Raw genomic sequence first — 13,514 nt, 5'->3', positions numbered from 1 at the left:
AGTTAAGACACATGTTGGATCTTGCACGCGACATCATCGGCAGCCAGCCCATCCTGACGGCGTTTCTCGCGATCGGACTAGGCTACCTGGTTGGCCAGATCAGCGTAGCCGGGTTTTCGCTCGGGGTCGGCGCTGTACTGTTCGTCGCCCTTGCGATCGGCGCATTCGCGCCAAAGGCCCAGATCATCGGGCCTATCGGTCTGACCGGGCTGATCATGTTCCTGTACGGCATCGGCATTCTTTATGGCCGCCAATTTTTCGAAGGCATCCATGGCAGCGGCCAGAAATACAATCTGCTGGCACTCGTCGCCTGTCTCGCAGGCCTGTTGGTCGCGCTCGGACTGGGACACGTCTTCGGAATCAAGATCGGCCACACGCTTGGTCTCTATGCCGGATCGATGACGAGCACGGCGTCGCTGCAAGCGGCGCTTGACGTGATGAAGAACAAGGATCCGTCGATCGGCTATTCAATCGCTTACCCGTTTGGGGTCCTCGGCCCGATCCTGTGTATCTATCTCATGACGCAGATCGTGAAGCCGAAATTCCCCTCCAAGGCACAGCGCTTCCACATGGGCGAGATTTCGGTCGGCCAGACGTTCGCCGGAAAGAGGCTGGAAGAGCTGACGAGCAGCATCCTTGCCGACGTTCAGGTCACGATGGTCCGCGAGGGAGGGCAGAATTTTGTTCCAACACCCGACACCGTGTTGTCCGCAGGCGATGCAATTCTGGTCGTGGCAGACAATGAGGCGGCGATTGCGAAGGCAGCCGCACAGCTCGGCAACCTCCAGCCGGGCGTGCTGGCGAGCGATCGCGCTGATCTCGACTACATCCGCGTCTTTGTCGGAAAGGCGAGTGTGGTCGGCATACCGCTTTCAAGTCTTCCGATGCCATCGGGTTATCCGACATATCTGCTGCACGTTCGCCGCTACGATGCCGACCTGGTGCCGTCGCCCGACCTGATGCTCGAGTTCGGGGACAGGGTCGGTGTGTTGATGCCACCTGACCGAAAGGAAGAGATCCGGCGTCACTTCGGCGACACGGTGAAGGCAGCAGCCGAGTTCAGCTATGTATCGCTCGGATTGGGGATGGTGTTAGGCGTCCTGCTCGGGCTTGTCCCGATTCCAATCCCAGGCGTTGGAATCGTCACCCTCGGCATCGGGGGAGGGCCGCTGATCGTTGCACTCATTTGCGGCAGGCTTCGCCGTACGGGTCCTCTGCTTTGGACGATGCCGTTGCCGGCGAACATCGTTCTTCGAAACTTCGGTCTTGCGATGTTCCTGGCCACCGTAGGTGTCAACGCCGGGCAACCCTTCGTCCGTACTGTGGCTGAATCGGGTTTCACGATGCTGTTCATCGGCGTGGCTGTGCTGCTGACGACCGTGTTTGTCGTTCTGGTGGTCGGCTACTACGTCATGAAGATTCCCTATGACGACCTGGTCGGCGTTGCGTCTGGGGCCACCGGAAATCCCGCCATCCTGGTCTATTCAACCAAGATGGCGCCGACGGAACGACCCGATATCGGCTACGCCATGATCTTCCCCTCGATGACGCTGGTGAAGGTGATAGCCGCGCAGATCGTCGGACTTCTGGCCACTGGCGGCGCAGGCGGGTAGCGCGTCGAACGGTCCGTGAGCGAGGGCAACAGATGGCCGAACCGGCAACCGCGCCACAGCCGCCTATCTTCAATCTGCAGGCTTACAGTCCTGCCGAAATCAAGGAGGCCGTCGAAAAGGTTGGAGTGAAGAAGGCCAATCTACCCTTTCTGGCCTCCTTCATGCTGGCGATCGTGGCAGGCGGCGGCGTCGGTTTCGGCGCGCTCTACTACACTATCGTTGCTAGCGACGCGACGCTTAGCTTCGCGACGACACGCGTCGTCGGCGGACTTGTTTTCACTCTCGGATTGACACTCGTCCTTGTCGGAGGCGCCGAACTGTTTACAGGAAATAATCTGATCGTGATGGCATGGGCAAGCGGAAAGGTGTCGACGCGCACGATGCTGCGTAACTGGACTATCGTCTGGTTCGGTAACTTGTTTGGGGCGCTTGGGCTCATTGTTCTGGTCTTCTTTTCGCATCATCTCGATATGAACGATGGTCGCATCGCGCTGTCGACTTTGAATACGGCCGTCGGGAAAATCCGTCCCGATGTGGCGACGCTTTTTTTCAAGGGCGTACTCTGCAACGTGCTCGTATGCGCGGCGGTCTGGCTTGCCTATGCGGGCCGCTCGGTCACCGACAAAATGGTTGCTGTTGTGCTGCCGGTCTCAGCCTTCATAGCCGCTGGATTCGAGCATTGCGTTGCCAACATGTATTTCCTGCCTTTGGCATGGCTGCTCATCCAGACAGGCCACGTTCCGGCGAATTTTGACGCGTCGCCTGTCACGGCGTCCGGGATCATCCACAATCTCGTCCCGGTAACGCTGGGCAATATCGTCGGGGGAGCCGGCTTTGTCGGCGCCTTTTACTGGGCAATTTATCGGGCAACGTTCGGCGCGTCGCCCCCGGACAAAAAGTAGTACCTACAAAATTCAACAACCCGCACAGGAATCGTCATGCCGCTTGCGAAAGTCAATTGGGAGCCCAACAAGGACATGCCCGTTGGGAAAGGCGCGACCATCCAGCAGTTCTTTACAACCCTTGGGAAAGATCGGTTCGAGATCAGCGTGGCTCCGTGGGGCGAAGGCCAGTTGAAGGTCAATGATCGGGAGGTCGCCAGGACTGCGGAAGCTAAAGACCGTCGTCAGGCGTTCGCGCTCTTGAAAGACGCCGCAGAACGCTACGCACGCGGCGAGCCGATGGACGGCTCGACAAACGGCAAGGCCCGTCTCATACCAGCGGTCAAGGCGAAGTTGCTGGATGGAAAAAAGGGACTAGTTGTGGGGATCGCGAACGAGCGGTCGATCGCCTGGGGATGTGCCGCCGCTTTCCGCGCCTTCGGCGCCGATCTGGCCGTGACCTATCTGAACGACAAAGCTAAGAAGCACGTAGCCCCTTTGGCTCAAGCGCTAGAGTCCTCGATCGTGATGCCGCTCGATGTCCGTGTCCCCGGGCAAATGGAGGCCGTATTCGATAAAATATCAAAGGAGCGGGGCAAGCTCGACTTCGTCGTGCATTCGATTGCATTCGCTCCACAGGATGCGCTGCATGGTCGGGTTATCGACGTGTCTTTAGAAGGCTTTTCGACCACCATGCAGGTCTCTTGTTGGACGTTCCTTCGGATGGCCAAACTTGCTGAGCCTTTGATGAAGAAGGGTGGCACCCTATTCACCATGACTTATTATGGAAGCCAGACGGTGGTGAAGAATTACAACATTATGGGCGTAGCGAAAGCTGCCTTAGAAAGTGCGGTCAAATACGTATCTGCCGAACTCGGTCCAAAAGGCATTCGCGTACATGCCATCTCGCCAGGACCGCTTGCGACACGAGCTGCGTCTGGCATACCCGAGTTTGATAAATTGCTGGAAAAGGCCAAGGCGAAAGCTCCCGCGCGCAGCCTCGTAACCATCGAGGATGTCGGTGCGGCAACGGCATTCCTAGCTCATGACGCGGCTCGGCTGATCACCGGAGATACGATTTACGTTGATGGCGGATATCACGTTGTCGACTGACGACCGTTCGGGCTCCGCGGGCGCGAGTACCTCGCCTGCTGTCTGGATCGTCGGCTTCATCGAGCGTGGTTCCAAAAGCGCGCCCTGGAAACCCCGAACGGAGAGGTTTTTCCGCGCGCCCATCATTCCAGTTACACGGAATCGCGAACCATGATCTTCATGTTATTTGCCGTTGCCATTGCTGCCGTATTTTTTGTCGGTTCACTCATCTTGCTGCGGTTGGGCCGGCATGTCGGACTGCAGTATCGCAAACGGAACGGCCCCGAGGGGGCAGGGGGATTGGCGACTGCCGAGGGCGCGATATTTGGCTTGATGGGTCTGCTGCTGGCTTTCACCATCGCCGGCGCGCTGCAACGCTTCGATGATCGCCGACAGTTGGTCATTCAGGAAGCGACCGCGGCCACCACGGCGTATGACCGGTTAGCCCTTTTCGGCGGGGACGACGGATCCAGGTTGCAGAGCAGCCTCAAAGAATATGTCCGCGCTCGGGTCGATCTGTATCGAATGGCGCATGATTTCCAGCTGCTCCCGCAGGCGGAAGATTTTTCGGACCAGCAGGAAAACAAGGTGCTCGAACTCAAGAACCAGTTATGGGACGCGGCGGTAGCGGCTTGCCCGCAACCGAACTACCGTCCTGCATGTGCTTTGTCGCTTCCGGCGCTGAATAGCCTCTTCGAGGTTGCACGTCAGCGTGCCGGTGCCGCCGAAAAGCATCCGCCACAGATCATCTACTTTATGTTGTTTGGCCTCGGTCTTGGATGCTCACTGCTCGCCGGATTCGGTATGGCCGCGAGCTCAGGACTTAGCTGGATACACATGGTGCTATTTGCGGGAACCCTGACCGTCGCACTCTACGTCGTGACCGATATGGAATATCCACGACTCGGCCTCATTCGTATCGAGGCTTTCGATCATTTTCTCAAAGACGCCTGCGATCAAATGCGCTGACTGCGATTGCCCTGCAATCGCCTCTCGCGGCGTCGCGTTTGATCGTCGCGACGCCAGATTAGCAAGCGCCCGATTTCATTAGCCGCTATGTTTTGTATTTTCGATTTCAATTGTGTGGCGCGCCGGTTTGAGTGTCGCAGCATTACGAAAGGTACCCAGGCTGCGATGAGAACTCTGTTTTGCAGTTCTCATTTTCGCTTCGCTGGTGTTCTGAAGGGAGCCGAAGCTTTGAGCATTGGATTGATCGCTCTTTTCGATGATATGGTGGCTATCGCAAAGCTGGCGGCTGCCTCACTCGACGATGCCGCGGCCCTAGCTGCCAAAGCGGGGATCAAGGCGGCGGGAGTCGTCGTCGACGACACGGCAATCACGCCGCGCTATATCCTCGGATTCGATGCCAAGCGCGAATTGCCAATCGTGGGTAAGATTGCGGCAGGATCGCTTCGAAACAAGCTTATTCTCCTGCTTCCTGCCACTTTGACTCTGAGTTATTTTTTCCCTTGGATGATCACGCCGCTTCTCATGTTCGGTGGTGCTTACCTCTGCTACGAAGGGACGGAAAAGATCTTCGAAGCCATTATCCCCCATCAGGCTAGCTCCCATGAAACCCAGCTAGGAACGGTGGTGCTGAGCCAGCATACGCTTGAGGTCGAGAAAGTCGCGGGCGCAATCAGGACCGACTTCATCCTCTCAGCAGAGATCATGGCGATAACGCTGGGGACCGTTTCCGATGAGAGCATCTTGATGCAGGCAATTGTGTTGGCGCTCGTAGGAATTGGCATCACCGTTGCGGTTTATGGCGTGGTCGCGTTGATCGTGAAGGCCGACGATGTTGGCGTGGCTCTTACGAAGAACAGCAACGGCTCTATTGTTGGTCGAGTAAGCCATACATTCGGACGCGCCCTTGTTCTCGGTATGCCCGGCTTTCTGACGTTTCTCGGCGCGGCCGGGACTGCTGCTATGATATGGGTTGGGGGCGGCATCATGGTACATGGTCTCGATGCATACGGCGTGCATTCGGTCAGCCAAGCAATCAGCTCCGGTGCCGATGCAGCTGCTCATGCGCTGCCATTCGCGGCCGGTCCAGTGAAATGGACAGTTATGGCCCTCCTATCGGGGGTTGTTGGATTGCTTATCGGGGCGGTGTCGATCCCGGCATTTGGATTTATTTTCGTGCCCGCTTGGAATCTTTTGATCGATAACTTGTGCAAGCGATGAGGTCGGCATCGTTTTCTGAAGAGTCGCGCACTCCTGCGACGACCCTTGACCCAGATCAAACGATTGATGCCGGTGCCATCTTTCTCTTGGGATAGCGGCCGGGTGAATGTTGGTCGGGGCATGTTTCTTGTGCCCTTTCTGCGATTTGACTAGTTGGCTCAACGCGTGAGGGATGCGGATGTCGGACAAACCCGTAGACGTAATCGAAGCAGCCATTCGCTCAGCATTCACCAGTTACCCAAAGGAAGACGATTCCGATTGGAGAAGTCCGCATTGGATCAAACCCGAAGAGTGCGTGCACTTGGCACAGGGCATACTGCTAGAATTGCAGGCTAAGGGGTTTGAGATCGTGAAGAGGCAGACTTGATAGATGGGCGGCGGTCGGCGCCAATCGGTCGGGAAACCAAGCTGGCATCGAAAGAGCCGCGCGCGTGAGCCTGGGCCCAATCCACCAGTTGGTCGCAGCACAATGGGCCGATCGATTGATCTATCTCAAGACTCTATTCAAAACGCGGGCAAGGTTGCATCCGGAAGGTAGCGATACGTCCAGACAATCGGGAGGTGAAGCATGTACCGGCATATCCTTATTCCGACAGATGGGTCGGAGCTAGCGGAGCACGGAGTGACGCACGGGTTGGCCCTGGCGAAATCTCTTGGAGCCAAGGTCTCTGTAATCTTCGCTGTGGAACCGTTTTCAGAAATGACAGGCCGCTTCGTTGAGGCAGTCGCAAAATATGCTGAGCTGCGCAACGAACAGGCCACGAGCGCTTTGGATCGCGCTGCAAATGCGGCCAAGGAAGTTGGTGTTTCCTGCAAGACGATTCAAGTGGAGAGCGGACAACCCCATCAAGCCATTATCGCGGCAGCCGAGGACAAAGGCTGCGATCTCATTGTTATGTCGTCGCATGGGCGCAGCGGGCTTTCCATGCTTCTAATCGGCAGTGTGACAAACAAGGTGATGGCGCACGCGAAAACCCCCGTGCTCGTTTGTCAGTGAATATGCCGACCGCTCGACGGGTCAAAAAATGCGCCGGGCGCTGGTGGCCACCGTGGCGTCGGTCGAACCGCGCGCATCGACGGAAAAGCCAAAATCGATTCCGTTTCCGCGACTGATGGGTTCCATTGATCTAGATCAACCTTCCGCGCTGGCAGATCCTAAATTTCCCATGCGGGGCGCTCTGCAAGGAGGTTACTGTCATGCTACGCTATATTCTCGCTGCGCTAGCAGCAGTCGTTCTACTTACCACAAGCTTGATCCCTGATGATGCCTATGCGCGTCGTGGTGGAGGCGGCCGTGGTGGAGGCGGCGGATTTCACGGCGGCGGCTTCCGTGGTGGCGGTATGCATGCCGGACGCATCCACGGCGGCGCTGGAAGGATTCATGGTGGCGGCGGTCGCTATGCGGCACGCCCCTCGCATCCGATAGCAGGCCGTCCAATCGCCGGACGCCCCGGCCGTCCGATAGCAGGTCGCCCCGGCCGCCCGGTCGCGGGTTACCCAGGTTACGGGGGTGGCTATTACCGCCCGGGTTTGGGCTACGGTGCTGCCGCTGTGGGAGCCGCCGCTGCGGCAGGAGCCTACGGCTACTACAACAACAACTACAATAACGGATGCTATTACGATACGTACGGGCAATATGTGTGCCCGAACCAATATCAGTATTGAGCGGCGTGTGGGCGGCGAGCGTGAAAGACGCGCAGCCGTCCCATATGCTTGATCGAGCAAAAGGTAGCCGGTCGGTCATGGCCACGAGTTTAGCTTGCGAAGCGAATTGAAGGCATCGCATAGCTTGCTGCGTTGATTAGCGATCACGCTTGCCTTGATACACAGCTCCTGCGCAATCCGCTTGTCCGTGTTGAACCACACGGCGTGACAACCTACGCCATGGCGTCCGGTTTAAGCTGGGTATCGCCCAAACAGAGCGAGGCCAATTGTTTTGCCGGACTCGGTTACCTGTCGACGTTGGAGAAAGCCGTTTCGAGGACATCACCGATTGGTTGCCACATGCGGCCGTCGAATTGAACTAGTCGCAGGTGCTTGATCGGCCGAAAATTCCATGGGCCAGTATTGATTTTGATCCCAGGCAGCAAAATGGAGCCTTGGTAGTCTTTGAGGGCCGCTGCCTGTTTCATGATGTTCTCGCGAGATAGGTCATTGCCGCACTGCTTGAGCACTTGCTCCAATGTCTCGGCGGCCGCATAGCCGAAGACAGCGGCGCCGTCGTCCTTGCCTCCGGCCCGATTATATCTGTCAACAAATGACTGCCAGTCCCTTGAGGCTTGTTGACCTTTCCAGGCCGGATCATTTGCATCCTTCAGGAAGGCGGCTGTAATCACGCCGGAAGCATTGTCCAAGCCCGCCGGCTCTAGCGCCATCGCTATCGATGACGCCACGTGGCTTAGAATGAACACGGGGTGCCAATTGAAACCCGCCGCTATTCGAATGACCTTGGCCGCGTTTGCGGGCGCGCCTGCAAATACAAAAACCTCGGCTCCTGATTGCTTCAAGATCGATACGTGCGTGTCCAGATGCTCATCTGCGACGTCGTACGCGATATCGACCCTGATCATATTGGCGAGGTTACCAAGACCGTCTTCCAACCCCCTTATAGTTTCTCGACCGACTTGATCGTTCTGCCAAAGAGCTACAATCCTCTTTCCAGGGTAGGACGCCTGTATGTAGTTGGCGTAGATGCGCCCCTCTTCTCGAAACGAGGGCTGCCAGCCCATTGTCCACGGAAACAATGATGGATCGCTCAGATGATCGTCTCCCGAGGCGATGAAGAGTTGAGGGACCTGCCTCTCATTCAAGTATCGACGAACGGCAAAGTTGCCCGGGGTTCCGAAGGATCCGAATACCAACGAGACGTTGTCTTCCTCGACAAGACGGCGTGTAAGCTCTAGGGCTGTCACCGGACTGGATTTGTCATCATATGAGATAAAGCGCACCTGTCGGCCATTAATCCCGCCGCGCTCGTTGATCATCTCGAAATATGCTGCTTCGGCTTTTCCGATCGATCCGAAGACCTGCAAATTCCCGCTGTAAGGCATGAGATTGCCGATGCGAATCTCAGTTTCGGTCACGCCTTGTTCGCGCACTCGCTCAGAGACTGCGCTCAATGAAGCGAGCGCCAAGACAATCGCAACGAGAGTTCGAACCCACGTTTGCATCGGATTAACTCAATACAAAGCCCATCGCATGACGACGGAATGATCCGGTTCGCGCGCGACGGGGTGATACACAACCGCTGCAGCACCGAAAAACATGGGGAACACACTCCGCCGTATGTGCGCCCGAAAGACCACGTGGTTAAAGCCTAGCACTTTGCGACCGGGCAATGAATGAAAAATGGACACAAACGGTGTCAAAAGCTGGTCCCGCTCAATGTCCAGTTCGGGTCATGGTCAGACCTGACGGTCCATAAGTCAGTCAGACTTCCACATAGCGCCGAAGGTGGACATCGTCAGCTCCGCCACGTCTGAAAAGTACCACAAGAAGATCAATGCACCGCAACATCATGGTTTGAGCGGAAATGAGAGCTTATAGTCGCTAGAACCGCCGCATCAGCGATCCCGCGGCAAAAGGCTCGTGCGTCAGGGATTTTGGCCCAGACGAGCGGAGAAGACGTTGGGCACTGCCGCAAAGCAAACGGTCGTTTTGGGTCGCCACCCGCTCGCAAGCGGGGCAAACGTTATTTCGACCGTCGGAGTAGCGCTGGCCTATTTTGTCGCCGCACGTTTGAGCCTCTTCTTGCTGGAGCCAGCCGATGGTGTCGCCGTGTTCTGGCCCGCTGCGGGAGTGTCTTCGGGGATTTTGATCGCTCTTGGTTCGGCGGCTCGCTGGCCCGTCGTGGTCGGGGTAGTGGCTGCAACGATTGCGGCCAATTTGCTGGGCGATCGCAACATCTGGAGCTCTCTGTTCTTTGCTGCCGCGAACGCGGCTGACGCCGTCATCATCGCAGGCCTGATCCATCGCTTTTTCGGCTCTCCCTTCGAGTTGAACGAACTGCGAAAGGTGCTGGCATTATTCGGCGTGACTGTTGCGGCAACGAGCCTCTCCGGAATTGCCGGTACGATAGGTTTTGCGCTGTTTCACGGGTCAACGGCGTCACCGCCGGTGATCTGGTTTCACTGGTTTTCGTCTGACGCGATCGGAATCATCACGACGGCGCCGCTTGCGATTGGGCTGGCATCGTTGGTGCGCAACGTCCCGCCGCGGCGCGAGATCGTAGAAGGCGTCGTGGCGCTTGCTGTAGTGGCCCTTCTGAGTGCGTTGCTGGTTTTCTTACCCAATGAGCCCTGGACCGCGGAGCTGGCGATCGGCGCGCTCTGCCCACTTCTGCTCTGGATCGCGGCTCGCCTTCGTTCAGCGTTCACCGCGGTTGCCACGTTCTTCATTGCGATCACGATTGTCTGGACGACCATCTTCGCAATCGGCGTTTTCGGGGACTTGCACCTCTCAGTAGCGGAGCGCGTGCTCGGGGCCCAGGTTACCATCCTGGCGACCTCGCTGGGCGCCCTGGTTCTTGCGGCCTTGTTTAGCGAGCGGCGGCTGCATGAAAGTGCGATTCTGGAGAGGGAGGCCCGATTGCAGGAGGCGCTGCGGGCGGGCGGCGTTATGGCCTTCGATTGGGAGTTGTCTACCGATGAAGTACGGTTCAGCCAAAATGCAACTGGGATCCTCGGTCTCAACTCGCAACAGGTTCTCCGCGGGACTGAATGGCTGAAACATATACATCCTGAAGACCAACCGCGTGCGGCATCCCACTTCGACGGTGCTCGTCCGGACCGGCCTTCGCATTCGATCGCATTCCGCTACTGTCGGCCGGATGGGGGTGAAGTCTGGCTGGAACAGATTGCGATCACCCAGTTCGATTCTGCCGGAAAGCCCGCGCGCATCAATGGGCTCACCACGGATGTCACCGAGCGCAAACGTCTTGACGAGGAGCTTTCGCTCGCGCGGAAAACAGCAGAACTGGCCGATCGAACCAAATCGAGCTTTCTGGCCGCCGCAAGTCATGACTTGCGACAGCCATTGCAGACTCTGAAAATTCTGCAGGCAGCGCTTGAGCACCACCACCGAAGCGGCGAGGCACGCAAGCTCGTCGCAGGCATCGGTCAGTCGCTGGACACCATGACCAGCATCCTATCGAGCCTGCTCGACGTGAACAGCCTGGAAACCGGAAACCTGCGTCCATCCGTGAGCGAGTTTTCGCTGAACGAAATCTTCGAGCCGCTCGTTGGAGACGTCGGCGTCACTGCGCAGGCAGGAGGGCTCCGACTGCGCGTCGTCCGTTCCGAACTCATCGTCCGCAGCGATAGGCGTATGCTTGCGGAGATGATCCGGAACCTGTTGTCGAATGCGGTCCGGTACGCTGACGGAGGACGAATTCTGCTTGGATGCCGGCGGGCCGGCGACAATGTTCGCATCGAAGTCTGGGACAGTGGCGTCGGTATCACCGAAGATCAGCTCCCACACATATTCGATGAGTACTATCAGGGGGGCGGCGGCGCCGATCGGGGCGGCTTTGGGTTGGGCCTTGCGATCGTGAAGCGGCTCGGAGAAGTCCTCGATCACAGGGTCGAGGTTCGCTCAACCGTTGGGAAGGGTACGCGGTTTTTCATTGAGGTTCCGCGCGGTGGATCCGGTGTCAAGGTGCCGGAAACCGCGTCGCCGGTGCGCCCTTATAACGGTGCCTTGCTGGGCAGCGTTCTCGTAATCGAGGACGAGGCGTCCGTCCGCTCGGCGCTCGGGAGACTGTTGAAGTTGAGAGGGGTTGAGGCCACCATTGTTGCAACGGCGACGCAAGCTTTGACTCTGGTCAAAGAGGAGGGCCTCCACCCGGATGTGCTGCTGTGTGATTACAACCTTCGTGGCTCACCGGATGGTATGGAGACCATTAAGCAGCTGCGAGCCGCCCTTGGCCGGAACGTGCCGGCCACTGTGATGACCGGCGACACCAGATCGCTAACTGTGGACTTGATTTCGGCGCAAGGTATCTCAGTCTTGATCAAGCCCTTCTTGGCCGACCAACTTCTGGAAGCCTTAAGAGGCCAGGAGAAGCGCGGATAACCACAGTGATTGCCTTATCCGACGAGCAGTCCTCGCATCGCCAGGCTGACATCAGCGCGGAGCATTGGGCCACGTCGAGACAAAGGGATCGTTTCCAACGTTCTGCCGACAACGCCCGTTGCGCCAGATGAAGCCGACCTCACAGGTGTGTCTCTCACGACTTGCGGCTTGGTAGAAATGACACCGGCCGTGCTGGTCCCGATACAGGCCGGCACCGCATCCGTCTGCGGCGTTTGCGCCATCCCGCGGGAGCAGGCATGAAAGAATGAACGCAATAGTAACTAGACCAAGTTTCGTCATGAGCGTTCTCCGTGGCCTGGTTCAACTCCAATGCTGAACCCACGGCTGCTTGAATTGATTTGCGTCAAGGTGTCCGCTGAAGGCGCCGCTCTTAGACCAGGTTGCAGATGCCAGCGGCTGACTACGCTAGACACATATTGCACCTTGGGACAATTGCGCCAGCCGGCAAGGTTCGTGTTGAATAACGCGTGCGTTTGCTTGTCGACCCCCGACATTGAACGTAGCGACGTAGCCAGCGACCCCGGTTCCCACCCGTGCCGGGATCGCTTCTCTTTCGCACGACCGGTACCGAGGAGAAGTGACGCTCATCCAACGAGGCGACCCTGCTTTATGGAGGGTTGAACCGCAAGGGGCCGCCTCGTCGGAGTGCAGGCCGTCTTGCAAGAGCTGCCGCGCTGGCCTGATCGCACGTGCCGCATGCTAGCCGCACCATGGCTGGTTCCCAGCAGTATTGATCTGGATCAAGCCCGACCCCGATGCCGCACCTATCAAGAAAAAATCACGGAGAGGATCGAGGCAGCCTTGTCTGCGAAGCGGCTCATCCCTGATACGCGCCGGTTTGCGTTGCCTATCGCGGCAGCCATCGGCAGATCAGCAGGCGCTTGTTCACCAAGCCAATGACCAAGCATCGCAACCGCCAGGGCGGCGGGACGATCTCGAAAACCAAATCATCCCGCCGTTCGAGCGCGCGCTGGCAGACGGGCGTTGCCGCGACGCAGAGCAAGACCGAGACTGACCCACGTCGCGCCCGCTATCATCAGGTCGACGCCCAGAAATATGCCGAGCGCGTAAACGCCACTAACTGGCCAGTGTGCGATGATCAAAAATCCGAGCAGCATGGTCACAAGGCTCGACAGCAGGAGCCATACCCAAGGGCTTTCGCGCTTCATACTGAGGGCGAGGAATATCCGCACCAGGCCGGAAGCGATCATGGCCATGCCCAGGACCAGCGTGAGCACGGCAGCCGCAAGCAGCGGATTTTCAAAAGTCGCAAAACCTGCAAAGACGTAGAGGGCGCCGAGCAGGATCCAGATCAGGAACTTGCTCCAGCCTTTGAGCTGGAAAGCGTTGATGATCTCGGCAATGCCGGCCACAATCATCATGATGCCAACAAGAAAAACACTAGCGACCGTCGCCAATACGACGCTGCCCAGTGCAACAGATCCTGCGATGAGATAGATGAGGCCAAGGGCTACTATCCAATGCCATTTGGCCCGCAATGGCGCTGTGTCTGTACTGGATGAAAGTCTTAGTACGGTGTTCGATATGATCGGCATGCTTGTCCTCCCGCCCAGTACTGTGCCCGACGTGCCAAGAGCAACGAGACGGCCCGCATTGCCGGACAAACGAGCCGTCTCTAAATCTGGCG

General features: G+C 57.8%; 10 protein-coding genes. 8 read left to right on the top strand and 2 right to left on the bottom strand.

Going from position 1 to position 13,514, the window contains the following annotated elements:
• The first annotated feature begins 11 nt into the window (after nucleotides 1–11).
• From BUA38_RS09900 to BUA38_RS09865, 7 genes are all read left to right on the top strand, one after another.
• Nucleotides 12–1,613 carry an aspartate:alanine exchanger family transporter gene (locus BUA38_RS09900; protein ID WP_072817762.1) on the top strand — a complete coding sequence of 534 codons (1,602 nt, stop codon included), beginning with the start codon at nucleotides 12–14 and terminating at the stop codon, nucleotides 1,611–1,613.
• A gap of 32 nt (nucleotides 1,614–1,645) precedes the next feature.
• Entirely contained in the window at nucleotides 1,646–2,515 is an 870-nt protein-coding gene (locus tag BUA38_RS09895) for a formate/nitrite transporter family protein (protein ID WP_072817761.1), read from the top strand.
• Between the two features lie 279 nt (nucleotides 2,516–2,794).
• Nucleotides 2,795–3,607 (top strand): enoyl-ACP reductase FabI, encoded by an 813-nt coding sequence (fabI, locus tag BUA38_RS09890; protein ID WP_072825996.1) that lies wholly within the window; start codon nucleotides 2,795–2,797, stop codon nucleotides 3,605–3,607.
• A gap of 150 nt (nucleotides 3,608–3,757) precedes the next feature.
• The gene (locus tag BUA38_RS09885) at nucleotides 3,758–4,555 is read left to right on the top strand and encodes a hypothetical protein (RefSeq protein ID WP_072817760.1); all 798 of its coding nucleotides are present in this window, start codon (nucleotides 3,758–3,760) and stop codon (nucleotides 4,553–4,555) included.
• A 228-nt stretch (nucleotides 4,556–4,783) separates the two neighbouring features.
• Complete coding sequence (locus BUA38_RS09880; protein WP_072825995.1) at nucleotides 4,784–5,773, top strand: DUF808 domain-containing protein; 990 nt, start codon at nucleotides 4,784–4,786, stop codon at nucleotides 5,771–5,773.
• 568 nt (nucleotides 5,774–6,341) lie between these two features.
• On the top strand, nucleotides 6,342–6,770 hold the full coding sequence (locus tag BUA38_RS09870; RefSeq protein WP_072817758.1) for a universal stress protein: 429 nt from the start codon (nucleotides 6,342–6,344) through the stop codon (nucleotides 6,768–6,770).
• 200 nt (nucleotides 6,771–6,970) lie between these two features.
• Nucleotides 6,971–7,438 (top strand): hypothetical protein, encoded by a 468-nt coding sequence (locus tag BUA38_RS09865; RefSeq protein ID WP_072817757.1) that lies wholly within the window; start codon nucleotides 6,971–6,973, stop codon nucleotides 7,436–7,438.
• A 284-nt stretch (nucleotides 7,439–7,722) separates the two neighbouring features.
• Here BUA38_RS09865 and BUA38_RS09860 read toward each other — a convergent pair whose 3' ends face one another.
• Nucleotides 7,723–8,856 carry an ABC transporter substrate-binding protein gene (locus tag BUA38_RS09860; protein WP_338076352.1) on the bottom strand — a complete coding sequence of 378 codons (1,134 nt, stop codon included), beginning with the start codon at nucleotides 8,854–8,856 and terminating at the stop codon, nucleotides 7,723–7,725.
• 544 nt (nucleotides 8,857–9,400) lie between these two features.
• Between BUA38_RS09860 and BUA38_RS09855 the strand changes: the two genes are divergently transcribed.
• Nucleotides 9,401–11,845, top strand: coding sequence for an ATP-binding protein (locus tag BUA38_RS09855; RefSeq protein WP_072817755.1), 2,445 nt, complete (start codon nucleotides 9,401–9,403; stop codon nucleotides 11,843–11,845).
• 968 nt (nucleotides 11,846–12,813) lie between these two features.
• Here the strand turns inward: BUA38_RS09855 and BUA38_RS09850 are convergent.
• The gene (locus tag BUA38_RS09850) at nucleotides 12,814–13,422 is read right to left on the bottom strand and encodes an HdeD family acid-resistance protein (protein ID WP_072825994.1); all 609 of its coding nucleotides are present in this window, start codon (nucleotides 13,420–13,422) and stop codon (nucleotides 12,814–12,816) included.
• Nucleotides 13,423–13,514 lie beyond the last annotated feature (92 nt).

Origin of the sequence: Bradyrhizobium erythrophlei, from assembly GCF_900142985.1 — a bacterium.
Classification (GTDB): domain Bacteria; phylum Pseudomonadota; class Alphaproteobacteria; order Rhizobiales; family Xanthobacteraceae; genus Bradyrhizobium; species Bradyrhizobium erythrophlei_B.
This window is presented reverse-complemented; position numbering and strand designations above follow the sequence as displayed.